Origin of the sequence: Shewanella sp. LZH-2, assembly GCF_016859145.1 — a bacterium.
GTDB lineage: Bacteria > Pseudomonadota > Gammaproteobacteria > Enterobacterales > Shewanellaceae > Shewanella > Shewanella xiamenensis.
The window spans coordinates 2,270,045-2,296,753 of sequence record NZ_CP069350.1; the positions used below are offsets into that span (position 1 = coordinate 2,270,045).

Here is a 26,709-nt window from a genome sequence, read left to right on the forward strand (position 1 = left end):
AAGAGCAGTAATTGCATACACAACTACTGCTCTGGTGCCGAGCAAACAAGGCTCAACCAAGATGCCGTTAAGCGACCTCAACTTAAACGACATTACAAGCACGCGTTTAGCCACCGCCGTGGTGATGTTCAGTTATTTAGAGCGATGAATTATTTCACCTCTCTAAAATAGAACTGTTGTGAAATGGTGTTTTTCCACACGTCTTCCACTATGTTATCGCCATTGGCATAGGACCCATTGGCCACTTTCATGGACGAACCGCCCTTGCGAGACACTAGCCTTAATGAGCCGTTTGGCATCAACTCGCTACGGAACTCGCTGTCGATTGCATTACAAGCCCCTAGCTCCAGATTACCTTCGTTGGTCACAAGGCATTGTTGCGCCTTGTTGTTTGAAAGTTGGATGGAATGCAGACGGTAAAATCCATCGGTTGTCGGCATTGCTTGCCACTGCTGACAGGCATCGCCGGTGTATTCAAACTGAGCCACATTGGTATTAGGTTTAAGCTGACATTGTTCGGCGCTGACCACTCGGCCGCTATGGGCGTTGACTATGGCAAATGTGGAGACAGGCTCAATCCGCCAATCGGTGCATTCACTGACACGGTTTTCCCCCGCAATCACTTCGGCGCCGGCCTTTTTACTGCAGTTTTTCGCCTGCAGATTGCCAATGGATCGATCGTTTGCGAAACGGAACCAGCCTTCACGGGTCGAATCCACCGACCAACGCTGACAACGGGAAGCGACCCAAGGCGCAGTATTCAGTGCCGTTGAAGACTCATCTTGGCACTGAGCCTGAGTTAAAAAGGTGCCCTGACCCACATTAGCAAAGCGATACAGGCCATCGTTACTCGGATCAATTACCCATTGGCTGTTGTCATCTTCGCACTTACCGACACTGACCTGGCCCTTGGCATTGGTCACTAGGCATTGACCTACCTCACGATTCACGATGCGGTATTTCACGCCTTCCACTTGAGTGGTTATCGGGCCAAACTCGCCACTTGGGACTGGCAATTGCTTTTTATCCGCCAATGGTTCGCCAAATTTAGGCAAGCCTTTGTTATCCCAAGTAAAGGGTTGAGCACGTGCCGCTCGGGTACCACTACAGCCGTCGGAGGCCGAGGAGTTGCCATGGTAAATGAGCCAATCTTCTTTTCCATCGGGAGACTTGAAGAAACCATGGTGGCCAGGGCCATACACGCCATTGGCTTTGCTAAAGAAAGGCTTGTCGTACTTAGTCCATGCGGCGGGATCCATAGGATCGTCACCGGTGAGTTCAACCACGGCTAAGGAATAATCCTCAGTATTACAAAAGCTTGCCGAGTGAACTAAAAAGGTTCTGCCCTCATGCTGGATGATTTCAGGGCCTTCGTTGACGTTTAAGCCTGATTTTTCCCAGTCGTGAATAGGTGCGGTAATCACCTTATGTTCGCCCTCGACGGTCCAAGGGTTACTCATCTTGGCAATCAAGTTGACTTGATCTTGGCCGTGCCATTCGGACCAGAGAAAATATAGCTGGCCTTTATACTCCAAATAGCTGCCGTCGATATTCCAGTGGTCGGGCATTGGTGTGCCCTTAAACTTGTATGGCCCCATGGGGTCACTGCCTTCACTCTCGAGGATATGGTTACGCTGGCCATCGAAGTTTTCAGCCACGCCCGAGGTGTAAATCACATACCAACGTAATCCCTGCGCAGTTTGCAGAGGGTGAAATTCAAATGCCCAAAAATTACAACAGTTGGATTTATCGGTGCCACTCGAAATATTGTGGGCTGGCGCATCGGCAAGCCCTGCAATGGTGGGCGATTTACGCATCACCAGCTCAGAGGTCCACGTGGTGGTGGTTAGGTAATAGTTACCATTGTGGTATTCGAGCCAAGGATCGGCCCCATTTCGAAATAACGGATTCGCAAAGGTCGCTGCGGTAATGCGGTTTTCATCCGCGCCTTTCACACTTTCCGCTGCATGTAGGTTACCTACCCCCAAGCTGGTGAAGCCAAGTCCCATCGCAAGGGAGATGGCAACCATTACTTTATTGATAGAATGAGTCATTATTATTTTCCTTCGGGTGCAACTAATACGCTCTGGTATTGATTGAGCACCTTAGGATCGACCACGGGCCAACCTTGGCGCCAGCTCAGTTCCGCCATCTTGAGTTTTTGTAAGCCATTATCGGCGGATTCATAGGCATGAAAGACTAAGTAATCTTTACTATCGAAGTTATAAACACTGTTATGGCCCAATCCAGGCCAGTCCTTAGTGCCATGCAGTAATACTGAGCCACCGCCCTGTGCCATGTCTTTGCCCTCTTTATCGAGGTAAGGCCCAGTCACCGTTTTGGCTCGGCCCACGGCTAAGTGATAGGTGCTGTCATCCCCACGGCAGCAAAGGCCATAGGAAACAAAAAGATAGTAATAGTCATCTTTTTTGTAGATAAAAGGCGCTTCGATTTGTGCAGGACCCGGTTCGGTTTCACCAAGCAATGCCGGGCGTTCTAACTTGGCTAGCGTGTGCCATTCTTCAGGCTTGGCAATGGAGATAAAGTCTGGGTTGAGTTTGACCAGTTTTAACCCTTGCCAAAAGGAGCCAAAGCTCATCCAAGGCGTGCCCTTTTCATCGACAATAATATTGGGATCAATCGCGTTCCATGCATCACGATTTGGCACAGATTGGATAACGATGCCTTTATCTGTCCACTGGTAGTCCTTCGAGTTTTTATCCAGTGTCTTATTGACAGTCACGCCAATGGCGGAGGTGTTTTTACCAAAGGCAGATACCGAGTAATACAGATAGAACAACCCATTGTGCTCGATAATATCCGGTGCCCATAAATGGCCGTTAAACCCAGATGCCACCTCACTCGCCCAGCTAGGTTCGGTCTCAAATACCCGCCCAGCCAGCGTCCAATGGATTTTATCCTTTGAGGAATAATAGGTAATGCCTGGGCCTGTGCTAAAGAGATAGTACTGCCCGTTCTCTTTCGCCATCACAGGATCATGAATACTCACCTGCTTGGCACTTACTTGGCCTAGGGTTCCCAATATGCCTAGCAGCGCACAATTGAGCATCTTAAAGTGACGTTTTAGGGCTGTTTTCGGTGTGATTCTTATGGCTGGCATTAATTCTCCTTATTACCTCATCCTATTTAATAAAATAGTTATTATGCTATTGTATGATGAATTAAGTTATCATACTATCGGACAAGGAAGTAACAATCAAATGCAAAAAAATTAACAGGAGAAAAATGTGTTAACATTGCGGATGCTGTAAATCGCAAAATAACACAATAACTCACTGTTTATAATAAATATAATAAGGATTTCTGATGAGTTCTCATAAATTGTCAGTCATTGAAAAGATCGGTTACGGCTCCGGGGACATGGCCGTTAACGTGGTGATTTCGTCAATGATGTTAATTATTACCTTCTTTTATACCGATATTTTTGGGTTAAAACCCGCCGATGTCGGGATATTGTTCCTGCTGGTCCGTCTTATCGATGCCATTACTGATCCTTTAATGGGCATTATTAACGATAAAGTGACCACCCGCTGGGGAAGATATCGCCCCTACTTCCTGTTTATGGCGATTCCCTTTGGTATTTCGGTGTTCTTAACCTTCTCAACCCCGGATTGGGATTACAATGCCAAACTTATCTGGGCCTACTCGACCTATATTCTGGTCACTATCATCTTTACCACCGTCACTATTCCGTACATTTCGATTATCAGTGTGATCACCGACGATCCGAAAGAGCGTTTATCCGCCAACGGTTATCGTTTGTTCTTCGCCAAAATTGCCGCCTTTTTAGTGACCATTATCGTGCCTATGTTAGCGTCGTCTTGGGGCGGTGATAACATTGCTGCGGGTTATCAAAAAGCCATGGGCGTGATGGCATTAATGGCAACACTGTTGTTTTTATTCTGCTTTTTCACGACCACAGAGCGTGTGGCCTACAAGGTTGAAACTAAGCCTGTCGCCATGCAACTGCGATTATTGTTTAAAAACGATCAATGGCTAGTGTTAACCGCGATTTGTGTGATTGGCACCATTGGCTATGTGATCCGCGGATCGGTAGCAGCCTACTACGCCACCTACTACTTGGGCGGCGATGCCAAAATGCTCTCGGCATTCCTGTCGACCGGTGTGGGCGCGGCGATTCTGGCCATGGTCGCTTCAACTTGGATCACTAAGCGTTACTGCAAACTTAAACTCTTCCGTTACAGCCAAATCGCGGTTGGGATCTTAAGCGTCATAATGTTCTTTGCCGTGCAACCGGGCGACATAGTGCTGGCCTTCGTACTTTACTTTGCGATTTCATTTGTGGTGGATTTACATGCGCCTGTCTTCTGGTCGGTGATTTCCGAGTCGGTGGATTATGGCACAGTCAAAACGGGCCACAGGGTCTCTGGCCTTGCCTTTGGCGGGATCTCATTCGCCCAAAAAGCGGGTATGGGCGCGGCGGGATTTGTAGTCGGTATGCTGCTGACCTACTTCAACTATCAACCCGGTGCAACCCAAAGCGAATTTGCGTTGACCGGCATTTCGTTAATGCTGACGGTGATCCCTGGCGCATTCCACGCGCTGATGGGATTACTGATGTTCAAATATAAGATTTCTGACCGCGTGTATGAAGAAATCAAGCAGGCTTTACCCGAGCAAACGCACTCAAGCCAAGTTGATACCAGCCGTGAGGTCAATCCAAAGGCCGTGACGAGCCAAGTCTCGGCGTAATTCATTTAATGACCATTTAATTCAACTATGGCCATTTCGCTTAAATATGACAAAGCCCCTACCAAGGGGCTTTTTTATCACACCGTATGACATTTGCGTTATATCGATTACTACGAACGTGCACTCTACAACCATATCCTCTCGTCCCAGCAAGCGAGCTCAATCACGCTGATCCCCTTCTTTCGCCTGCATGACAGCCGCTATACCTTGTATTTTGGCCAGAGTGCTCCCGATGAATGGCAGCAGAAACAGCAAGCGTTAGCTCAAAAAGCCCAGATGGAAGCCAAGCTGATGGCGCAAACCTTAGATAGTGTGCAGCCCGGTGAGCAGCAACCATTTCTTTAAGGCATCAAAGAGTGAAGCGGGCCTTAATGGTAATCGCCATTGGCGCCATGCCGAGGATTGGTTTAGCTATCAACTCGATGCCAAAGGTGAACCGCAACCCATATTGCGCTTAACTTACTTTGGTTTGGATGCAGGGCGACGTTTTGACATTTTGATCAACGATAAACGCCTTGCCGAAGTCACTCTGCCTGCCGATAAGAGGCCAACATTTTATAGTGTCGACTACCCTATTCCCGCCGATATGCTTTTGGATAGCACTGTGCCCTTCAGGGTGAAATTTGTGGCAAAACCGGGCTCGATTGCTGGCGGTTTATATGAGGTGCGCCTGCTAAAAAGTGAGCCAACCTCGACTCTGTAAGCGAGCATCCTGAGCGCATATAGGTATTCGGGCTAAAAATGCTCATTCAGACAAGGGAAAGTGAGACGCTTTCCCTTGTTTCTTTATCCGCTTACCCAGAGATTCTGCGCTTGGCATTACCTAATGTTTGCTGGTGGCCCTATGCGACTCGCCGTAAATATCAGCCACTATCTGTCAATATTGAGTGTGACCTCGTCGGTAATAGACGAAATAAGCCAATTGAGTTGAAAATTTTTGTTGGCAATATTCATCGCCATTGCTGATAAAAACGAGCGACCATCTCTTTGTCATTGCAACTTCGAACAAAATAATCGATATCAGCATCGCATTGATCGCCAAACCAGACGGAGAACAATATTGCCTGCGGGTTTAGTGGGCGCATAGCTTTAACCTCATTGAGCGCCCTGACTAATATGGCGTACAAGGCTTTGAGGTAAGCATCAAATGCCTCTTCGGACTCAAGTGCCTCAGCGTCCTCATGTAGCAATTGCAGTTTGTCGTTAACTGCCTCAAAAATATCTTCATTTTCATCGTGATGTGGAGAGTCGCAGGCCGACCAACGCAGCGTTTGCTTAAGCTCTGCGAGGGATTTATGTCGGAAACGATGATCGTTTTGATATTGCTCTGCGACGGCCGTCAGGCCTTCCTCGGTGAAAAGCGTGACGCCTAGATATTCCACTAAGGGCGTGCTGTATAGGCAAAAACCGTATAGGGTCTGCGCCGGATAGTGTGACAGCCACCAATCGTAATATTCCGCTAGTGCCAGAGCGAGTTCCTGAGCAAACTCTTCCAATCCAGCTTCAATATCCGCACTAAGCTTGTCCTTGTTTATCGCCATATCCCTACTCCTCGATCTTGGCAAAATCATCATCACTGAAATTCACTCCAACACTCAGGCAGCACTGCTGCCCACAATGTGAATACTCGAGCGGCAATATAACATCTTTAGCTTCAAAGGTTGCATCGGTTAAGTGATTGAAATAGTGATTGGAATAGCTTGTTTTGCGTGCGAGCCTAAACAATCGCGCTTCATCTAAGCAATCGCGCTTCAGTCAGGCATAAAAAAGCGGGGCTGCTGAAGCATGCCCCGCGGTTATCGAATCATTTGTGGTGGTAAATGAATTAGTAGAAGTTGAACAAGGGGCGCCCGCTCTCATCAAATGACACCGCTAACGTTCGCGCATGGCGATTGGGATCATAGAGAGGATCTTTAATAATTTGTGCTAACGGACGGGTATCTGTCTTAGGTACCACGCGAGGATCGCCCACCGCATGTTCATAATCACGGGCATGGTACACACAGATGGGCGTTACGCCATCTTCTGCCACGGTGAAACTGTTATGACCAGGGCCGAAGATTTGCTTGTCGACATCAGTGCACAGCACTGGCTGGCGGGTTTTCTTCCATGAGTTACGATCGAGCAAATCAGCATGCTCATCGGCCTCCATATAACCCATGCAATAACAAGCACCTGTCGCGCTGGCCGAGAAAGTAATGAAGATTTTCCCCTGATGTTTAAGCACTGCAGGCCCTTCGTTAACCCAAAAATCGACGCGCTCCCAATCGTAATCTGGGGTGGTGAGCATAAATTGCGCTGTCTTTAACTTGATGGGCGATGCCATTTCCGCAAGATACAGGTTGGATGCCGCAAATTGTCCACCGGTTTTCTCCGCCCAGCAGAAGTAGCGCTTACCGTTGTTTTCGAAAATGGTCGCATCTAAGGAAAAGTCGATAAATGACTTATTATCACCATCGGCCGCCTGCATCATGCCAAGTTCAATCCATTCATCATTCAAGGGATCTTGCCCTTGGCACTCAAGCACATAGGGGCGTAAGGCCCAAATATTTTCTTCTTCGCTGGCCGCAAAGTAGATGTACCATTTGCCGTCGAGATAATGGATCTCGGGCGCCCATACGTGGCGGCTCATCGGGCCGCTTTGGTGTTTAAACCAGATATCAAAGGTTTGCGCGTCTTTCAAGCCGTCTAAGGTCTTGGATTTACGCAGTTCAATCCGATCGTAGGTCGGAACAGAGCCCGTAAAGTAGTAATAACCGTCGCTATGTCGGTACACAAAGGGATCGGCGCGCTGCTCGACTAGGGGGCTGTTTGTTGCTCTTATCATGGAAAAACCTGTCTATTTCGATTACTTAAGTGTGCTATTTTTCGTGTCTATTAAACGCATTTCGCTTATTTAGCGGGACTGCGTGTCTTGTCGATGCAGGGTTTGGCTATCACTGTGCTGATTATCAAATACTGGGAAACCGTCCACCGACCAGCTAATCGCACGGTAGTAAGTGTGCCGATTGCCGTCAGTCAATGGCGTCCCCAGCAGCTCAAGATAGTTACGTGCATGGTAAAACATCAGCTCGGTTTTACCATCCTCTGCCAGTACAAAACTATTATGGCCAGGGCCAAAACGCATTAGGTTTGCCTCAGTGGTAAAGATAGGGCTTGCCGATTTATGCCAACTCTTGGGGTCGAGTAAATCGGCATTTTCATCGGCCCATAATAGCCCCATGGCATAACGGTCGTCCGTGGCACTGGCGGAATAGGTCACGAAGACTTTACCGTTTTTAACCAACACCGCAGCGCCTTCGTTGACTTTAAAGCCTAAACGTTCCCAATCCAATAAGGGCTCGCTGATAATGGTTTCGTTATCAGAGAGTTGAGTTGGCGATAGCATTTTGGCAATCACTAAACCGGTGTTGTAACGCTTGGCTTTGTCCTGCTGCGCCCAAATAAAATATCGCTCGCCCTTGAGGCTAAAGCTGGTCGCATCGAGTGAGAAGGCATCCTGCGCCGATTGCAATTTGCCAAGCTCCTGCCACTGCCCCGTCATCGGCGAGTCACCCTCGAGTCCTAAGACAAACATGCGGTTATGAAAACGCACATCCTTATTGCTGGCCGCAAAATAGATATACCAGCGACCATCGATTTTGTGCAGCTCAGGCGCCCAAATATCGATACTCATTGGGCCGGTTTCATGCTTGCGCCACAGGGTTTTAGGCGTTGCTTGGCGTAAACCGTCGATGGTTTTGGCGTGGCGAAGTTCGATGCGGTCAAACTCAGGCACGGAGGCAATAAAGTAGTAACTGCCGTCATCATCGCGGATCACCCAAGGATCCGCCCTTCTCTCGATAAAGGGCGCATTCGCATCGAGGGCTTGCGCTGTGGCGCTGTGGGATTGTTCGCGGCTAATCTCAAGCACAGGCACGGCTTGCGCTAATGGCAATGCCAATGCGGCGAGTAAGCCACAGGTCAAAGGCAAGCGCCGAAAGACCGACAGGTTAGGTTGACGATTATCCATGTTGTTTTTTGCGTCCATTCAAGAGTTTCTGCAATAGGATGAAAAAGAACAATAAGAGTCCGATAACTATTTTGGTCCACCAACTGCTTAAGCTGCCATCGAAGGTGATATAAGTTTGGATCACCCCCATCAAAATCACTCCAAGTACAGTGCCGACCACAAATCCACTGCCGCCCGTCAGTAACGTACCGCCAATCACCACGGCCGCAATGGCATCCAGTTCGACGCCAATGGCGCCAAGCGCATAGCCAGAGAAGGTGTAAAAGGTAAAGACAATGCCCGCCAGCGTTGCCAGAAAGCTACTGATGGCGTAAATACTGATAGTGGTTTTAGCGATGGAAATCCCCATTAGCTCGGCGGAATGTTGATTGCCACCAATGGCATACACATTGGTGCCGAAACGGCTGTAATGCATCACAATGGCGATAATCACAAAAAACAGAATAAAGATCAGCGAGCTTAAATCGAGCGCGCCATTGCCTGGTAGTGCAATGCTCATATCAGCCACCGCATCGTAAAATGGATGGTAAATGGCAATCGACTCTTCGCTGAGCGTCGTCGCTAAGCCCCGCGCGAGGAACATGCCCGCAAGCGTCACGATAAAAGGCTGCAACTTATACACATGGATAATAGTGCCCATGAGTGCGCCAAACAGGGTGCCAAGGGGCAAGATAACCGCAAAGGCCAACAATGGATGCCACTGGTACTCAGTGATCAATAAACTGCTGACAACCCCACTTAAGGCGATGACAGCGCCAACCGAAAGATCAATGCCCCCGGAGATAATCACTAAGGTCATGCCTAATGCGGTGATAAGTAAAAAAGCATTATCACGCAACAGGTTGGTGACTACTCGGCCGCTGGCAAAACCGTCAAACTGAAAGGTGCCGACCAGAAACATCGTCAGCAGCAATGAGGCGGTGATCCACAGCGGGATAAAACGTCTTGCTATCATGGTTTTTCTCCTGTCGCTGTGCTGACTTTTGCACTTGTGCCCTTTTCTGCTGGTTTTGCATCCGCTTGGCGCTTGGATTTGAATAGCGCCGACAATTGGCGCCTAAATTTAGCCGATTGCAACAGCAGCACGGTCAGGATAACGATGGCCTTGATCAGCAAGTTAAACTTAGCGGGTAAACCACTGACGATAATCGTGGTTGCTAAGGTTTGGATGATCAGGGCGCCGACGACCGACAGCATCAAGGAGAAACGCCCGCCCGTGAGTGCGGCGCCGCCAATAACCACCGCTAATATGGCATCGAGCTCAAGCCACAGTCCGGCATTATTCGCATCTGAACCTTGGATATCGGCGGTGCTGATCATCCCGGCCAACGCCGCGCACAGACCCGCAATGGCATAGGCGAACAATTTAATGGATTTATCATTGATCCCAAGGTAACGACTCGCCTTAGCATTACAGCCCACCGCTTCGATAAACAGCCCTAAGGCGGTTTTACGTAGCAGTAATTGGCTAAAGATCAGCATCCCAATCACAATCCACACAGGCATCGGCAGGCCTAAAAACTGGCCCACGCCAATGGCGGCAAAGCCTGGGTGCTGGAAGGTGATAATTTGCCCTTGGTTGATAAGCTGAGCAACACCGCGCCCTGCCACCATAAGCAACAAGGTTGCGACAATCGGTTGAATGCCTAAGAAACTCACCAGACCGCCATTAATACAACCGGCTAAGAGCCCAACGCTTAAGCCCGCAGCAATGACGATGACTAAGCTTAAATCCGGCACTAACAGTAGATTGGCGCAAACTGCGCCCGCAATCGCCATCACGGCACCAACCGACAAGTCAATACCGCCAGTGGCAATCACGAGACTCATACCAATTGAGAGCAGCGCTACGGGTGCACTGCGATTTAAGATATCAATCAAAGAGCCATAGAGTCTGTCGTCTTGATAGCTGATATTAAAGAAACTGCTATCAATAAACAGATTGGCAAGTAACAGAATACCTAAAGCCAAGAGTGGCCAGAGGTATCGACCAATGGAGGTCGACTTGCCCGCTTGGTAACGGGCATTTTTTTCTTGAACCATGGTTTTGTGGCTTTCCTGCATCCGTGGTTGTCGCTCAGATGAATGCGCCTCAGATGCATTCATCTGGGGTGAGATCAAATCGGCGGACATGCGTGTGGATGATAGGGTTTCGGCTGAGCTTTTCATTTATCCCTCCGCAATCGCTTGCATGACGTGCTGCGAGGTTAATTCCGCGCCTGAAAGTTCACGTACTGCATATCTGTCGCGTAGCACCACGACTTTATTTGAAAAGGCCACAAGCTCATCAAGCTCGGACGATGCGACCAATAGTGACATGCCGTCATCACACAGGCTTCTGATAAGCTTGACGATTTCAGCGTGGGCACCAATATCGATGCCACGGGTCGGCTCATCCAGTACCAATAAAATCGGCTCTATGGCTAACCAACGCGCGAGGATCACCTTCTGTTGATTACCACCACTCAATTGCTCTATGGGTTTATCCGCATCTGGGGTTGCAATCTGTAATTTATCGATAAAGAACTGGGCAATTTCCTGCTGCCGAGCTTTAGATAAATAACGCCACCAACCGATACGCGCTTGCAGCGCGAGTATGATGTTTTCACGGATAGACAAAGGGCCGATAATGCCGTCAATCTTACGATCTTCAGGGCACAGGGCGATCCCGGCGCTGATCGCATCCACGGGTTGCGACAGCTTGAGTTTCTGCCCCGCCAAATGAATACTGCCGCTATCGACTAAATCCAGCCCAAATACCGCGTTGCAGACTTCGCTGCGCCCCGATCCTAAAAGACCCGCAAGCCCGACCGCCTGCCCCTTAGGTACGGTAAGATTCATCGATTGAATCGAGCCTTTCACCGACACAGCTTCAAGGGATAACAACACGGCCTCGGCGGAGCGGTTGTTATCGATGGCGGTGCGTTCCTTTTCCTGCTTATCGACCAATTTCTCCTGCAGTGAACGCCCGAGCATAGCTTCAATCAGCTTAGGCTGTGGCAGCTCGGCCGTCAGATATTCGCCGATAAATTGCCCATTACGCAGCACGGTAATGCGATCGCTTATCTGGTAAACCTGATCGAGGAAGTGAGTGATAAAAACGATAGCCACACCCTTGGATTTGAGCTGGTTTAAGATCCCAAACAGCACTTGCACTTCTTTGGCATCTAAGCTCGCCGTAGGCTCATCGAGCACTAATACCTTGGCCGACATAGCAACACCGCGGGCGATGGCAATGAGTTGTTGCACCGCGATGGAATAGTCCGACAGCGGCGCGCTAACATCGATATCCAGCTTGAACTGGGTTAACACAGCCCGCGCGTCGGCATACATTTTTTTGAAATGAATAAGACCAAGGCGGCGCGGTTCGTAACCGAGGAACAAATTTTGTGCCACGGTCAGGTTAGGCACTAAGTTCACCTCCTGATAAACCGTGCTGATCCCCGCCCTTTGCGCATCCATCGGTGTGTTGAAATGTTGCGGCTCACCCAGAAAGAGAATGTCGCCCATATCTTTTGACTGGGCGCCTGTCATCACTTTCACCAGCGTCGATTTACCTGCACCGTTTTCGCCGAGCAGGGCGTGAACTTCCCCCGCAAATAACCGCAAACTCACATCCTCAAGGGCTTTTACGCCCGGATAGTGCTTACTGATCTGCTTGAGTTCTAAAATAAGGCTCATAGCTATTCCCCAAGAAAGCGTCAATCTGACTATTGCTGGCGACGCTTTTCGTACTCGGCGGCAGCGGTTTCTTGGGTAAATACATCACCCGTGGTACTGATAAGCTTAGGCTGTTCCTTATTGCCCTTCAGGTACGCATCGATAGCATCAAATGCTGGGCCGCCTAAGTATGGGCTAAGCTCAACCGTGGCATTGACATCACCATCGGCCATCGCCTTAAAGTAATCGGGGACACCGTCCACGGAGACGATCAGAATATCTTTGCCCGGTTTTAAACCGGCTTCTTTAATGGCTTGCACGGCACCCAGGGCCATTTCATCGTTATGCGCCCACACGGCGCACAGTGGCTGACCGTTTTGGGCCTTGAGGAAACCTTCCATCACTTCTTTACCCTTAGCGCGGGTAAATTCGCCGGTTTGGCTGCGAACAATCTTGGCATTGGGATAATTGGCAATCACTTGGTTAAAACCAGTGGCGCGATCAATCGCTGCGGTTGCCCCGACTGTGCCCTGTAATTCGGCGATATCGCAGTTGCCTTGGGTTTTATCCATGAGCCATTGGCCAATCTTGCGGCCTTCTTCGGTAAAGTCGGAGGCGATACGGGTGAGGAATAGGGAATCATCATCGACCTTGATATTACGGTCTACTATCACTACAGGGATGTTGGCGCGTTTCGCTTCTCTCAGCACTGGCTTCCAGCCTGTTTCCACTACAGGCGCGATAATAATGGCATCCACGCCTTGGGCGATAAAGCTACGCACGGCTTTGATTTGGTTCTCTTGTTTTTGCTGAGCGTCGGCAAATTTTAAATCTATACCCCGCTGTTTGGCCTCAGCTTTAACAGCTTCACTGAAGCTCGTTCGCCAACCACTCTCGGAGCCAACCTGTGAAAAGCCCACCGTAGTGGCGTAGGCACAAGTTGCACTTACAGCCCATAATCCCAATGCGGTAATGATTTTATTATGTTTCATTATTATTCCCTTTATAATTTTAGGTAACAGAGATCCCCTAGCCTGCTGAAACAGCAAGCTAACCCGTACAAATAAATGTTATTTCGCCTTGATTGAATTAAATATTCTTAAACTTATGTACCGTAATTTGTTGATATTGAGTATTTGCCTCGAGCATTACACTCGGGAAATGGTCAATGTTTACCGCATTCGGATAACCGTGGGTTTCTAAACAGAGCCCATGGAATTGATTAATGCTATAACCTTCATCGTCAATATGGCTGCCATCGAGAAAGTTGCCACTGTAAAATTGCACGCCAACTTCTGTGGTGCTAATTTCGAGTTCTCGGCCTGAAAGCGGATCTTTTAATACCGCAATAGTCTGCAAACTGTTTTTATTACCAGGATTTCTATCCATCACAAAATAATGATCATAACCATTGGTTAATTGCTTAATATTCGTGGCAATTAGCTTTGATTGTTTGAAATCGTAAGCGCCATCGTCGACTAAGATTAATTCGCCGGTTGGGATCTGTTCATTATCTAGGGCAAGAATATGGCTGGCATGGATGGTTAACTCATGCTCCAAAATACCTTGCTGTTTGTCTGAGGCAAGATTCCAGTAGGCATGATTGGTTAAACAGACTGGTGTGGTTTGATCGCAAGTGGCGTGATAACTTAGGATTAATTCATTGTTTTCATTGAGGCGGTATTCTAGCTTAATGGCAAGATTACCCGGAAATCCTTGATCGCCATCGGGACTGGTAATGCTGAAAACCGCCGCCACACTGTCACTGTCCTGCAAAGTCTCAACCTGCCAAGTACAATGGCTTAATCCTTTAGGGCCGCCATGAAGTTGGTTATTGCCTTCGTTGGCGACTAATAGAATCGTTTTACCTGCTAAAGGAAATTGTGCTTTACCAATACGATTCGCGACACGGCCGGCGGTAATACCAAAATAATACGGATTAGTCGCCCAATCTTTAATATCTTGATAACCTAGACTTAATGAAATGGGTTGCTCATCTTTGCCATAAAGTTTTACCGACCAAATGCTAGCGCCGTAATTTGATAGAACCACTTCAAGCCCGTGGCTATTGGTAAGCGTGACTAATTGTAATTCATCCGCAAATGCGGCATGTTCTACATTTTTTTTAGAGACGGAGAGTTGCATGGTGAGTGCTTTACCTTTTATTAAAAATAAACTCAGCACTCACCTCATTATTCAATGAACTGAAATTTTATTGTGATATTTAAATCCAACCACCATCGACAATAAAATTTTGTGCGGTGCAGAGTTTGCTATCATCTGCTGCTAAAAATAATGCCATAGCAGCAATATCTTCGGGCATTACATATTCTTTAATACATTGGTTATTTTCGATATGTTTTGCCGTATCTTTATCAACCCAGTGAGTGAGTTGCCGTTTTGTCATCACCCAACCCGGCGTTAAGGTATTAATCCGGATTTTATCTTTGCCTAAATCGGCGGCTAAACCTCGAGTTAAGCCCATTACACCTGCTTTTGAGGCCGTATATCCCGCCATTCCCGCTTGACGATTGTGCCAACTCATCGAGCCAAAATTGATAACAGCCCCCCCGCCGAGCCGCTGCATTTGCGGCCTGACCGCTTGTACGGCAAAAAAGTAGTGCCGCAAATTGGTATTTAAGCATTGGTCCCAATATTCTGGTGTGACTTCATCTATGCTATGCCTTTCATCGCACGCGGCATTGTTAATCAATACCGAGATAGGGCCTAAATCGTCTTCAACCTGAGCAATGACACTTTTAAGCGCAGCTACATCGACAAGATCACAGTGATAAAATTTCACATTGGCGTCAGGCTGAGTCAGCTTAAGGCCTGCGACAAGTTGAGTCGACTCCTCAACTAAAATGTCGACAAATGCCACCTTAGCGCCCTGCTCTAAAAAAGACCGTACTAAGCAAGCCCCAATACCCGTACCACCGCCACTGATAAAAATGGTCTTACCTTGTAAACTCGGGTATTGATTAGTCAACTTCATAACTCAACCTTTTATTAAAATAATTATTTGGTTTCATTATAAAAGAAAACGAGTTCATATTTAATGGGAATGTGCGGGTATCTCTGCACCTCGACATCCCACGAGAAAATCAAAATCACATCCCTCATCCGCCTGGAGCACATGCTCCTTAAAAAGCGAGAGATAGCCACCATTCACAGGAATGGATTTCACCGCCGCGAGTTTTGCTAGGCGCGCCTGTAACTCTTGGTCGCTGATCTCCAGCTGTAATATCCCTGCATAGGTATCGAGCGCTATCATGTCACCATTTTGTACCGCGGCGAGTGGCCCGAGTGCCTGCGCTTCTGGCGCAACATGGAGAACAACGGTACCAAAGGCGGTGCCACTCATGCGTGCATCGGAAATCCTTACCATATCTTTAATTCCTTTTTTCAAAAGCTTAGGTGGCAATCCCATATTGCCGACCTCAGCCATGCCCGGATATCCTTTAGGGCCACAGTTTTTAAGCACCATAATACTGGTTTCATCTATCTCCAGTTCAGGATCGCCAATGCGGGCGTTGTAATCGTCAAAACTTTCAAATACGACCGCTTTACCACGGTGTTGCATCAAGTGCGCGCTGGCGGCGGAGGGTTTGATTACTGCGCCTCGGGGCGCGAGATTACCGCGCAATACCCGAATGCCACCATTTTCAACCAAAGGTTTTTCAAGTGACATAATCACCTCTTGGTTATAACAAGGCGCCTCTTTGACATTGTCCCAGAGGCTAGCGGCATTGACGGTGAGCGTGTTTTTGCTCAGTAAATCATGCTCAAACAGCTGCCTTAATACTGCGGGTAGCCCACCTGCGTAGTAAAAGTCTTCCATTAAGTACTGACCCGAAGGCTTAAGATTCACTATGGTCGGTACAGTGTAACCATGGCGCCAGTCATCGAGTGACAGCTCAACCCCTATCCTGCCGGCAATGGCCTTTAAATGGATAACGGCGTTAGTTGAACCACCAATGGCAGCATTGACTTTGATGGCATTGATAAAAGCATCACGGCTTAAAATTTTACTTAAGGTCAAATCCTCTTTGACCATATCAACAATTCGCATTCCCGACATATGGGCCAACACTTGGCGGCGAGAATCCACCGCAGGAATGGCGGCATTGTGTGGCAAACTCACGCCGAGGGTTTCCATCATACAGGCCATAGTCGATGCCGTACCCATAGTGTTACAGGTGCCCGTTGAGCGTGACATATCCGCTTCGGCATTCATAAATGCGGCGAGGCTGATGTTGCCTGCTTTATATTCTTGATGCAGTTCCCACACGAGTGTGCCAGAACCCACATCCTTGCCCTTATGCTTACCATTGAGCATGGGACCACCCGTGACGACTATCGTCGGTAAATCACAACTGGCCGCGCCCATCAATAAAGCCGGAGTCGTTTTATCGCAGCCCACTAACAGCACAACACCGTCGATGGGATTGCCACGAATGGCTTCTTCCGTGTCCATAGCCGCAAGGTTACGCGTTAACATGGCGCTAGGGCGCAAATTGGACTCGCCATTTGAAAACACGGGGAACTCCACCGGAATGCCACCCGCTTCCCGAATACCATTCTTTACTCTTTGCGCCAATTCCCGTAGATGACCATTGCAGGGCGTCAATTCTGACCAAGTATTGCAAATACCAATCACAGGCTTATTTTGAAAGTGATGCTCGGGTATGCCTTGGTTTTTCATCCAACTGCGATACATAAAGCCATTTTTGTCATCACTACCAAACCAACTAGCCGAACGAAGTGTTTTCGGTTTTTTATTATTCATATGACACCTTCGTTTTCCAAAGCACGTGCCCTGCCCGACATATTCAATTAGCCGCGTTACAGTCGACTATTAGAGAGTTGGCGCACCTTTATGCCCTGAGTTAACAATTTGTACTTTAATATTGCTAGCACGCAAAAGTATTGGTATTACTATAATACTAAAATATCAAAAAACAATAGAGGAAGTATGAAAAAGGCATTTTCTAGTATTTGTGTGAGTGCTTGTTTGGCATTGATCACCACGGCCAGTACAGCGGCAATTGCTGCGAACCCTTTGTTTACGGATGTATTTACCGCCGATCCTGCCGCTATAGTGCACCAAGATACTGTCTATCTTTATACTGGCCATGATGTTGCAAAGGACAATCGTACCTTCTTTGAAATGCATGATTGGCTCGTTTTTAGCTCTAAGGATATGCACAACTGGACGGCCCACGGTAGCAAGTTATCGGTGAAGGATTTCAGCTGGGCAAAAGGAGATGCATGGGCCAGCCATGTGATCGAAAAAGAAGGTAAGTTTTACTGGTATGTCACGGCAAGACACAACAAAATCAATGGTTTTGCCATAGGTGTCGCGGTTGCAGATAGTCCACTTGGCCCCTTCAAGGATGCCCGCGGCAGCGCCCTTATCACCAATGACATGACCACAGATACCGAGATTGATTGGGATGATATCGATCCTGCTGTCTTTATCGATGATGACAAGCAAGCCTATCTGTTTTGGGGCAACACTAAGCCAAGATTTGCCAAGCTAAAAGCCAATATGATTGAACTCGATGGTCCAATACACGCCATTGATGTTCCTAACTTTACCGAAGCGCTTTGGGTACATAAAAAAGATAAAACTTATTATCTTTCATACGCTTCAGGCTTCCCTGAAAAAATTGCCTATGCGACCAGTGATAGCATTCTGGGCCCCTGGAAGTACCACGGCATCTTAAATGAAGTGGCGGGTAACTCGCCGACAAACCATCAAGCAATCATTGAATTTAAAGGTAAATCCTACTTTATCTATCATACCGGCGCCTCGCAGGATGGCGGCGGTGAGTTTAGACGTTCAGTCGCAATTGACCCGCTGCATTACAATGCCGATGGCACCCTACAGCGTATTCATATGACAAGCGAAGGCATCAACGAGCCGCAGTAATCCTATTTTTTACTCGCTCTAAAGTAAAAAAGGTGAACCTAAGTTCACCTTTTATATTTGCAGTAAAGCGGCGTTAAAAATTGAAGCAAGCCGTTATTTACGCACGATATTTTTATGCACTGTATCTTGAGACGTCGAGAGTAATTTATTCATCTCGGCTTTCGCGCCTTCACTGTCCCCTGCGGCAATCGCAGTGTAAATGGCTTTGTGGCCAGGGAGGGATTGGATAAAGTCATCCTGAATTGTGCTACTGAGTCTAAAGATTTCGAGCAACGCAGATTGAATCGACACGCCGAGGGATACCATAAACTCGTTATTGGTCGCATCTAAAATCGCCATGTGGAAATCGATATCCGAGGTATACACTTCATCCGTACCTAATTCGGCCGCTTCCATCTTGGCATAAGCAGCCGCAATCACCTCAAGCTGCTCTGGGGTGCGTTTCTTGGCAGCCAGTTCCGCCGCAGCGGGTTCAAACACGGCACGAATTTCATAGAGCGAAGTATAAAACTCAGGGGAAGGTTTCGATTGGGAAAACCAGTTTAAGATCACCGGATCAAACATATTCCAGTGGCGACGCTCACGAATTCGAGTGCCAAGCTTAGGGCGAGACTCGATAAGCCCTTTTGCTGTGAGCACCTTAAAGGCTTCCCTTAAAGAGGTGCGTGATACTTCCAGCTCTTCACAGATAGCATTTTCGTTAGGGATATATTCACCTGGCGCATAAAAGCCGCCCACAATGCGGGAACCTAATTCGCTTGCCACCCAGTTATGGATATTCTGCGGACGGTTATTTGCCTGATTTGCCATAGTGCCCTCTTTAACTCTCTATCTCTGTGCTCAATCCAATCAGCTGGATAAGGTACTTAACGCTGATAAACAAATGTTATGATACTACCTTTCATGCTAAAGGTAATAAAAATTTTGTTAACGCTAAGAATTTATGGGGATTTCCTCAAACTCATTGTCCCTACCTTACCCCAAACTTTTACATTGTAAAGCCTAATTTTGCGTTTTAGCCAGTGATTGGACAAGCTCGCAACGGCTATTGAGCGCTTAGAAAATAGTCATTTTCAATCTGTAATTCAGCATGCACATCGACCACAAACATCCCCGCCGCTTCGGCGGCTTGGATGCCCGCCTTCGCATCTTCAAATACGATGCAGCGCTCTGGCGCTATGCCCATCAGCTCGGCGCAGCGTAAAAAAGTATCAGGCGCAGGTTTGGGTGACGCGACTTGGTCAGCCCCCACCACATAATCGACTAATTCCAGTAACCCACACAGGGTTAAGATTTGAATGGCTTCCTCTGTGTAGGCGCCTGTGCCGACCGCCATTGGGCGTTTGCCCTGATTCTGCTTGGCAAATTCGGCTAATGCCGTCGGTTTGACATATAAATGCATAGTGTCGCGCACTAGGGCTTCTTTATACTCGTTCATGGCTTCGCAACTGGCCGTTGGTGTGACGCCAAAATGGGCGATCAGAATCTCTAAGGTGCCAATGGTGGGCACGCCCGCTAACGAGCGCATCAGTGCCGGCTCTACCGGGATCCCAAAGTGATTCAAGGTTTGTCGCCATGCCTGTTCATGCAACTGACCGCTGTCGACTAAGGTGCCATCCATATCGAAGATAATGCCGTCAAATTCTGTATACATCTGTGTTAACCCTATGAAATGAATGGTTCCAGAAAAATGAAAGCCGCCCGAAGGCGGCTTTATTGCTGCGCAAGAATTATAACCCTCTTGCTAAACCGTAATAAACGGAATTTTGGCGAAGTTCATTCTTAAACTCGCGGATCTTAGTGTCGGCATCGATGATAACCAGTTCAGCACCGGCCATTTCAGCAAAGTCGACAATCTGATCCGTCGTGATGGCTTGGCTATAAGCTGAGTGATGAGCACCACCGGCGTGGATCCAAGCTGCGGCGGCAACTGCTAAATTCGGACGAGGCTCCCACAGCGCAGACGCGACAGGCAGATTTGGCAGATCCTGTGGTGGTGTCACTGTATCTAATTCATTGAGAATGATACGGAAACGGTTGCCTAAATCGATAGTCGATACGTTAATTGCTGGGCCTGCTTTGCCAGTGAATAACAGACGTGGCACGTCACAACGCACACCAATGGTATGGCGGTGAACTTCTAAACGCGGTTTTGCCGCGGCAATCGAGGGGCAGACTTCTAACATGTGGGCGCCAAGAACTTGGTCAGTCGCCCCAAAGTTATAGGTGTAGTCTTCCATAAAGGAAGTACCACCGGCACGGCCTTGGCCCATGACCTTCATAATGCGCACCATGGCAGCCGTTTTCCAGTCACCTTCGCCGCCGTAACCGAAACCGTTCGCCATCAGACGTTGGGTAGCGAGTCCCGGTAAGCCTGTCATACCAGTCAGGTTTTCGAAGCAGTTGGTAAAGGCACCAAATCCACCTTGGGTTAAGAATTGGGTTAAGCCGAGTTCAATCTTGGCTTCTTTTCTTAAACGGTCTAATTGGTATTCATCACCAAAAAGTTCGTTACCCACTTGGTATTCGCTGGCGTAACGGTCGAGCTGTGCGGTTACATCGCCTTCGGCAATGGCTGCAATCGCTTCATTAAGTTCACCTAAGCTATAGGCGTGCACTTCGTAACCGAATTGAATTTGTGCGGCAACTTTGTCGCCTTCGGTCACGGCCACTTGACGCATGTTGTCGCCAAAGCGGGCGATACGCAGATTTTGGCTCTCGTGCCAACCCGCTGCTGCGCGGCACCAATCATCGATTTGTGCCTGTACATCGCTCGATTGCCAGTGACCCACAACCACTTTGCGCTCTTTACGCATACGAGTGCCGATAAAACCAAATTCGCGGCAACCGTGGGCACTTTGGTGGGTGTTCATATAGTTCATATTAATTTCGCTCCAAGGGAGCTCGGCATTGAACTGGGTATGTAAATGCATGAATGGCTTGCTTAATTCATTCAGGCCAGCAATCCACATCTTGGCGGGAGAGAAAGTGTGCATCCACAGAATGACGCCGACACAGTTTTCATCGCTGTTGGCCGCTTGGCATACGGCATGAATTTCCCGTGGGGATTTTACGGTTGGCTTATACACCACTTCCAGCGAAATGGCGGAAGATTCATTAAAGCCATGAACAATTTGCTCACTGTTTTTAGCGACTTGTTCTAATACCTTCGGGCCGTATAAATCCTGTGACCCTGTGATAAACCACACTTGTTTTTGTTTGAAGGCTTTCATATTACTCTCTCTAGTTTGAAATGAGACCCGACTGGCAATTACTTGCTTTGGCCGTAATAAGCGTCTTTTCCATGCTTACGCAAATAGTGCTTATCAATAAGCTCTTGTTTTAGCTGATTTATACCTGGTGATAATGTTTTGGTGAGATACGCCATCCGGGCGATTTCTTCGAGCAACACGGCGTGGTACACAGATTTAGCCGCATTCGCGCCCCAAGTGAACGGCGCGTGGCCTGCCACTATCACCATGGGCGACTCGTGGGGATCTCGGTCGGCGAAGCAATCGAGGATCTGCACGCCGGTTTCTTCTTCGTAGTCGCGGCTTATCTGATCATTGCACATCACTGCTGTGCATGGAATTTCACCGTACACATAATCGGCCTGTGTCGTGCCTAAGCAGGGAATCGCGATCTGCGCCTGCGCCCACGCGGTGGCATAGGTCGAATGGGTATGGGTAATGCCACCAATACTCTGCCACTGACGATACAAATAGGTGTGCGTCTTAGTATCCGATGAAGGACGCATGCGCCCTTCGACGATTTGATTCTCAAGGTCGACAATCACAATGTCTTCAACCTTCAAATCTTCATAGGGCACGCCGCTGGGCTTGATACCAATCACGCCGAGTTGGCGATCAATTTGTGAAACGTTGCCAAAGGTGTAAGTCACCAGTTTGCGTTTCTCAAGCTCCATGTTGGCTTCGTAGACTTCGCGTTTTAGCTCTAAAAATGACATCTTATTTTGCTCCATCAACATAGTGGCCAAGGGCTAAGTACGCTTGATAAAGCGCTTGATATTTCTGTGCGTTTTCAGGATTTGGTTGATAGGTTTTCGCAACATTTGAGGCCATCGCGGCTTGGGCACTCAACACATCGGGATAAACCCCGGCAGCGGTTGCGGCATAAATGGCGGCGCCAAGAGCACAGCTTTGTTCGCTCTCGAGTACGTCGATGTTGCAATTCCACACATCGGCGCAGGTTTGCATAATGAAGTCGGATTTTTTCGAGATCCCACCAATGGTGACCACATGGTCAATGCAAACGCCTTCTTGTTTGAAGCGCTCGATAATGGCCCGTGCGCCATAGGCGCTGGCTTCCACTAAGGCTTTGAAGACTTGCGGTGCTTGGCTGCCCATGGTTAAGCCTGTGATAGCCATGGCAACAGATTGGTCGGCATCGGGCGTGCGACGTCCATTAATCCAATCCAGCGCGACAATACCCGTCTCGCCAACGGGGATTTTCGCGGCCGCATTGCCCAGCACGGTTAAGGTTTCGGCCTCGAGTTGCTGAATAAGTTTGGTTCTGGTGTCGTCATCAAACAGTGCTGAAGTGTCGAGCTGTTGCATCGGCCATGCGGTGAGTTCTCTAAACCAAGCGTAGAGATCGCCAAAGGCGGACTGACCCGCTTCAAGGCCAATCATGCCGGGCAATACGGAACCATCGACCTGACCGCAAATCCCTTTGATACAACGCTCACCAATATCTTCATAACTGGCGACCGTGATATCGCAGGTAGAGGTGCCCATCACCTTGGTTAAGACGCCGGGCTTAACATTGGCACCAACGGCGCCTGCGTGGCAGTCAAATGAGCCAAAAGACACGATAACCTCGGTCGATAGCCCTAAATGTTGTGCCCACTCAGGGGTTAACTGACCACAAACCTTGTCGGATGTGCAGGTTTCAAGGGGTAATTTGTCTCTTAAACCATCGAGTAAAGGGTCGATGCCAACGAAAAAGTCATTCGGCGGATAACCATTCCATGACTCATGCCACATCACTTTGTGACCAGCGGCGCAGCGCCCTGCTTTAAAGACTTTTGGATGTGTGGTGCCCGTCATTAATGCGGTGATCCAATCACAGTGCTCGACCCAGCTATAGGCGGCTTGTCTGACTTCTGTGTCGTGGCGCAGTACGAATAGCGCTTTGGCCCAAAACCATTCAGAGGAATAAATCCCTCCTTCATATTTCAAGTAATTTTCGCTTGCATTGTTTGCTGCGGCGGTAATTTGCTGAGCTTCGAGGATGGCGCTGTGATCTTTCCAAAGCAAAAACATGGCATTGGGGTTATTCGCAAACTCTGGTTTTAAGGCTAAGGCAACGCCAGCTTCGTCGACGGCAATGGGAGTTGAACCTGTGGTATCAACACTCAACCCGCAGACTCTTTGCGCGGCGCCACTGGGGGCTTTAGCCCATAATCCTTGCACTACCTCGATAAGACTTTCGATGTAATCGAGGGGATGTTGTCTAAATTGATTCTTCGCGGGCTCACAAAACAGCCCCTTCTTCCAACGTGGGTAGTACACCACATTGGTTGCTACTTCTGCGCCCGTTTGGGTATCCACCAATAACGCGCGTACTGAATCAGAGCCGTAATCAAGCCCTAACGCGTAAGCCCCTAAAACATTCGACATTTGCATCCCCATTCATTTTGTCTGCGTCCGATCCGGTTTACGCAGGTAGAGTGAATATCATTTCATACTACAATATTACTACGAGTTAATAGTAATACAATATGATTTTAGTTGTTGGGTGATAAAATTTTTAACATTAAGGCTGAGCATGTAACGATTAGGTGAGGAAGAGTGTGGAAAACTAAGCTGCGCTTAGCTTGACTCAAACGGTAAGAAGTCGAATAATGGCGCCAGGTTGCAGAGACACCTATCCGCAGAAGATGACATCACTCTGACTCATATCTCGATGTACGCATCACATGTATGACACAACAATTGATTAGGTTTGGCTTAGCGGAGATGCCAATAAAACTTAGGAGAATTGTTTGTGATACAACAAATTACCCCAGCACCACGCGCCTTAACCGAAGTCAAAATCCACGCTAAAAAGCGCCTTAAAGCCTGCCACGCTGGTGATGCAATGGCGCTAGATAAATTCGCCCCCTTGATGAATAAGCAAGGTTTTACGCAACAGGATATTCAGCTTAAGCATTGCCAAAGCCTATTGGCTCGTGAAATCGGTTTTACTGATTTTAATCACTGTCAAAGAGTGTTATCTGGGCAAGCACACATCGGTGAAGACTTAGGTACCCTATTCCATAGCAGGCGCTGCGATACCTTGCTCAATCACTGGTTCAGCGGTTTTGATGAGGCGCAGGCTTTTTTAAAGCAATCACCACAGATGGTGTTGTTGCCCTACAAAAAGCAGTTCTTTGTGGTCAACGGCCCTGACTATCTTGACGCTCTGGGGCTTAAATTGAGTGACCCCGCCTGCATCTACAGTACATGGGTGGGGAATGAAACGGTTCCTGCCTATGAAGCTTTTGCGCTAAGTCTTATCAGGCATAAACTCACTTAGCCTAGCCTTACTTAACCTAAGCTGCTTTGCTATTTGAAAATCCTAGCTAATGGGAAATTAAATCTATTGCGAAAGAAAAAGGCCGCTAAGTCATCAGCGGCCTTTTTGACTGAATTTGGTGGTGGAACTGCGGTTAGCGTTAGGAACCCTAGGGTTCAACTCCCGAAATTCCAAAAACAGAAAAACTATCATTACAGATGGTTCATCTGTGGAATATTGCCAAGGAGCTGCGCTTAGAATTAGGAACCCTAGGGTTCAACTCCTGAAATTCCAAAAACAAAAAAGCCATCATTGCTGATGGCTTTTCCGTAGAATATGGCGGAGGAGCAGGGATTTGAACCCTGGGTGGGCTATAAACCCACGCCGGTTTTCAAGACCGGTGCATTAAACCACTCTGCCACCCCTCCGAACGATGCGCATAATATAAGTTAGTTTACTGACTGTAAAGCACTAACTGATAATTTTGCGCTAACTGCTCGTATTACATTCAATCTGCTTGATTTTGCTTCTTATCCACATTGATCCCAAGGCGAGCTGGATCCGGCGCAGTAAAGTGTTTGGCAAAATCGGCCCATGTTTGTTCGGTTTTTAACAGGTAACCCAAGATCACCACTAATGAACAGCTCAAAATGGCCCAACCTATGGCAACTTCTCCTGAGCTTGCCCAGAGCGCGACTAAGCTTGAGGCGCCAAAGGCGATAGTGATTTGCAAAAAGTTCTGTAATCCTGCCGCTTTAGCCGCATTTTGGGTAAATTGTTGCAAGGCGCTGTTCACGACGATGGGATAAATCGCCCCGTTCGCCGCTGCAAGTATCGAGAACGAAATCAGCAGTGGGAAAATAGTTTCCATCTTCATTAATAAGGTGAAAAATACAATTGAGATAACACAGAGTCCAAACATTGCCAGTAATACGTTGAGTGTACGGTCGGCACCAATACGTTTTATCAATAACTTACTCGCGTATCCGCCCACAATAAACATGATGGTTTGCGGAATAAAGCTAAGGCCAATCTCGGTTGCTTGATAGCCATGCTGCTCCATCACAATCGGCCATACCGTCAAGTAGGCAAAGAACGCACCTGAACACGCACCAAAAATCACTACGTTGCCTAAATAACGGGTATTTTTCAAAATCTGCTTGTAGGAAACTGCGCTTGGCTTAGCATCCTGATGCGCTGCATGGCTCGGCACGAAGTATAAGGTCATCAGCACCAATAAAAAGGCAATCACACACAATGAGATAAAGATTGCACGCCATCCAAAATCGTTCAGAATATAAGCGCCAAGGATTGGGGCTAATGCGGGTGACAATGCCACTAACGGCATAATATTGCTGAAGATCCCCTGAGCTTTTTCGGCATCATACTGTTCGACCACAATCGCTTGCCAAATAACGCCAGCACTACAGGCGCCAATGGCTTGGAAGAATCGAGCGATATTCAACATCAGTATCGAGTCGCTATTGGCAATTGCAACACTGGACGCGGCAAAAATGCCAAGGCCGAGGATCAGGGCATAACGTTTGCCGAGTTTACTGACCAAAGGGCCATAAATCAGCTGCCCTAAGGCTAAACCAGCCAAGAAACAGGTGAGCGACATCGCCACTTGTGAAGGTGAAGAATTGAACGAACTTTCAATTGCTTTGAAAGCAGGTAAATACATGTCTGTGGCAATAAAGCCTAACATGCTTAACAAGGCCAAATAGAATAAGAATATAAAAAACTTCATATTTACAAAGATATTACTAGATGTTTTCATAAAATAATCATGTCAAAAGACTTAAGGCGTGCAGTCTAAATACTTGTTAATTTGATTGGAAACGTTTAT

Annotated in this window: 23 protein-coding genes and 1 tRNA gene; 5 read left to right on the forward strand and 19 right to left on the reverse strand. The window is 47.9% G+C overall.

Going from position 1 to position 26,709, the window contains the following annotated elements:
* Window positions 1-149: 149 nt before the first annotated feature.
* Entirely contained in the window at window positions 150-2,054 is a 1,905-nt protein-coding gene (locus tag JM642_RS10150) for a family 43 glycosylhydrolase (protein WP_203433645.1), read from the reverse strand.
* Window positions 2,055-2,056: 2 nt separating this feature from the next.
* Complete coding sequence (locus tag JM642_RS10155) at window positions 2,057-3,121, reverse strand: arabinan endo-1,5-alpha-L-arabinosidase (RefSeq protein ID WP_203433647.1); 1,065 nt, start codon at window positions 3,119-3,121, stop codon at window positions 2,057-2,059.
* 206 nt (window positions 3,122-3,327) lie between these two features.
* Here JM642_RS10155 and JM642_RS10160 point away from each other — a divergent pair, with 206 nt between their 5' ends.
* The 3 genes from JM642_RS10160 (at window position 3,328) to JM642_RS10165 (ending at window position 5,437) form a co-directional block, all read left to right on the forward strand.
* Window positions 3,328-4,734, forward strand: coding sequence for an MFS transporter (locus JM642_RS10160; protein WP_099458048.1), 1,407 nt, complete (start codon window positions 3,328-3,330; stop codon window positions 4,732-4,734).
* A gap of 93 nt (window positions 4,735-4,827) precedes the next feature.
* Window positions 4,828-5,079 (forward strand): glycoside hydrolase family 127 protein, encoded by a 252-nt coding sequence (locus JM642_RS20365; RefSeq protein WP_226770094.1) that lies wholly within the window; start codon window positions 4,828-4,830, stop codon window positions 5,077-5,079.
* The gene (locus tag JM642_RS10165) at window positions 5,057-5,437 is read left to right on the forward strand and encodes a DUF6805 domain-containing protein (RefSeq protein WP_239000501.1); all 381 of its coding nucleotides are present in this window, start codon (window positions 5,057-5,059) and stop codon (window positions 5,435-5,437) included. The genes JM642_RS20365 and JM642_RS10165 overlap by 23 nt, the downstream gene beginning before the upstream one ends.
* 247 nt (window positions 5,438-5,684) lie before the next feature.
* Here the strand turns inward: JM642_RS10165 and JM642_RS10170 are convergent, their stop codons facing one another.
* The 10 genes from JM642_RS10170 to JM642_RS10215 form a co-directional block, all read right to left on the reverse strand.
* Complete coding sequence (locus JM642_RS10170) at window positions 5,685-6,275, reverse strand: DUF4303 domain-containing protein (RefSeq protein ID WP_203433649.1); 591 nt, start codon at window positions 6,273-6,275, stop codon at window positions 5,685-5,687.
* A 284-nt stretch (window positions 6,276-6,559) separates the two neighbouring features.
* Window positions 6,560-7,561: a family 43 glycosylhydrolase gene (locus tag JM642_RS10175; RefSeq protein ID WP_203433651.1), complete on the reverse strand. Its 1,002-nt coding sequence runs from the start codon at window positions 7,559-7,561 to the stop codon at window positions 6,560-6,562.
* A gap of 69 nt (window positions 7,562-7,630) precedes the next feature.
* Window positions 7,631-8,764: a family 43 glycosylhydrolase gene (locus tag JM642_RS10180; RefSeq protein ID WP_203433653.1), complete on the reverse strand. Its 1,134-nt coding sequence runs from the start codon at window positions 8,762-8,764 to the stop codon at window positions 7,631-7,633.
* The gene (gene yjfF, locus JM642_RS10185) at window positions 8,739-9,701 is read right to left on the reverse strand and encodes a galactofuranose ABC transporter, permease protein YjfF (RefSeq protein ID WP_203433655.1); all 963 of its coding nucleotides are present in this window, start codon (window positions 9,699-9,701) and stop codon (window positions 8,739-8,741) included. The genes JM642_RS10180 and yjfF overlap by 26 nt, the downstream gene beginning before the upstream one ends.
* On the reverse strand, window positions 9,698-10,915 hold the full coding sequence (locus JM642_RS10190; protein ID WP_203433657.1) for an ABC transporter permease: 1,218 nt from the start codon (window positions 10,913-10,915) through the stop codon (window positions 9,698-9,700). Before JM642_RS10190 ends, yjfF begins: the two co-directional genes overlap by 4 nt.
* Window positions 10,916-12,427: a sugar ABC transporter ATP-binding protein gene (locus JM642_RS10195; RefSeq protein WP_203433659.1), complete on the reverse strand. Its 1,512-nt coding sequence runs from the start codon at window positions 12,425-12,427 to the stop codon at window positions 10,916-10,918.
* Between the two features lie 29 nt (window positions 12,428-12,456).
* Window positions 12,457-13,398 (reverse strand): ABC transporter substrate-binding protein, encoded by a 942-nt coding sequence (locus JM642_RS10200; RefSeq protein WP_144346532.1) that lies wholly within the window; start codon window positions 13,396-13,398, stop codon window positions 12,457-12,459.
* Window positions 13,399-13,495: 97 nt separating this feature from the next.
* Window positions 13,496-14,551, reverse strand: coding sequence for an aldose epimerase family protein (locus JM642_RS10205; RefSeq protein WP_203433661.1), 1,056 nt, complete (start codon window positions 14,549-14,551; stop codon window positions 13,496-13,498).
* Between the two features lie 79 nt (window positions 14,552-14,630).
* Window positions 14,631-15,401 carry an SDR family oxidoreductase gene (locus JM642_RS10210; protein ID WP_203433663.1) on the reverse strand — a complete coding sequence of 257 codons (771 nt, stop codon included), beginning with the start codon at window positions 15,399-15,401 and terminating at the stop codon, window positions 14,631-14,633.
* Between the two features lie 60 nt (window positions 15,402-15,461).
* On the reverse strand, window positions 15,462-17,195 hold the full coding sequence (locus JM642_RS10215; RefSeq protein WP_203433664.1) for an IlvD/Edd family dehydratase: 1,734 nt from the start codon (window positions 17,193-17,195) through the stop codon (window positions 15,462-15,464).
* Between the two features lie 186 nt (window positions 17,196-17,381).
* Here JM642_RS10215 and JM642_RS10220 point away from each other — a divergent pair, with 186 nt between their 5' ends.
* The gene (locus JM642_RS10220) at window positions 17,382-18,341 is read left to right on the forward strand and encodes a glycoside hydrolase family 43 protein (RefSeq protein ID WP_203433666.1); all 960 of its coding nucleotides are present in this window, start codon (window positions 17,382-17,384) and stop codon (window positions 18,339-18,341) included.
* Between the two features lie 93 nt (window positions 18,342-18,434).
* Here the strand turns inward: JM642_RS10220 and JM642_RS10225 are convergent, their stop codons facing one another.
* The 5 genes from JM642_RS10225 to JM642_RS10245 all read right to left on the reverse strand — a co-directional run bounded on the left by JM642_RS10225 (window position 18,435) and on the right by JM642_RS10245 (window position 23,983).
* Window positions 18,435-19,151, reverse strand: coding sequence for a FadR/GntR family transcriptional regulator (locus JM642_RS10225; protein ID WP_037418975.1), 717 nt, complete (start codon window positions 19,149-19,151; stop codon window positions 18,435-18,437).
* A gap of 235 nt (window positions 19,152-19,386) precedes the next feature.
* On the reverse strand, window positions 19,387-19,995 hold the full coding sequence (locus tag JM642_RS10230; protein ID WP_037418972.1) for a beta-phosphoglucomutase family hydrolase: 609 nt from the start codon (window positions 19,993-19,995) through the stop codon (window positions 19,387-19,389).
* A gap of 76 nt (window positions 19,996-20,071) precedes the next feature.
* Window positions 20,072-21,574, reverse strand: a complete 1,503-nt coding sequence (gene araA / locus JM642_RS10235; protein ID WP_203433667.1) for an L-arabinose isomerase — start codon at window positions 21,572-21,574, stop codon at window positions 20,072-20,074.
* 38 nt (window positions 21,575-21,612) lie between these two features.
* Window positions 21,613-22,308 carry an L-ribulose-5-phosphate 4-epimerase gene (locus JM642_RS10240; RefSeq protein WP_203433669.1) on the reverse strand — a complete coding sequence of 232 codons (696 nt, stop codon included), beginning with the start codon at window positions 22,306-22,308 and terminating at the stop codon, window positions 21,613-21,615.
* A 1-nt stretch (window position 22,309) separates the two neighbouring features.
* Window positions 22,310-23,983: a ribulokinase gene (locus tag JM642_RS10245; protein ID WP_203433671.1), complete on the reverse strand. Its 1,674-nt coding sequence runs from the start codon at window positions 23,981-23,983 to the stop codon at window positions 22,310-22,312.
* A gap of 367 nt (window positions 23,984-24,350) precedes the next feature.
* Here JM642_RS10245 and JM642_RS10250 point away from each other — a divergent pair, with 367 nt between their 5' ends.
* Window positions 24,351-24,881 carry a hypothetical protein gene (locus tag JM642_RS10250; RefSeq protein ID WP_203433673.1) on the forward strand — a complete coding sequence of 177 codons (531 nt, stop codon included), beginning with the start codon at window positions 24,351-24,353 and terminating at the stop codon, window positions 24,879-24,881.
* Between the two features lie 316 nt (window positions 24,882-25,197).
* Here the strand turns inward: JM642_RS10250 and JM642_RS10255 are convergent.
* Together JM642_RS10255 and punC are read right to left on the reverse strand one after the other, a co-directional pair.
* Window positions 25,198-25,288, reverse strand: a tRNA-Ser gene (locus tag JM642_RS10255).
* A gap of 80 nt (window positions 25,289-25,368) precedes the next feature.
* The gene (gene punC / locus JM642_RS10260) at window positions 25,369-26,640 is read right to left on the reverse strand and encodes a purine nucleoside transporter PunC (protein ID WP_037418960.1); all 1,272 of its coding nucleotides are present in this window, start codon (window positions 26,638-26,640) and stop codon (window positions 25,369-25,371) included.
* Window positions 26,641-26,709 lie beyond the last annotated feature (69 nt).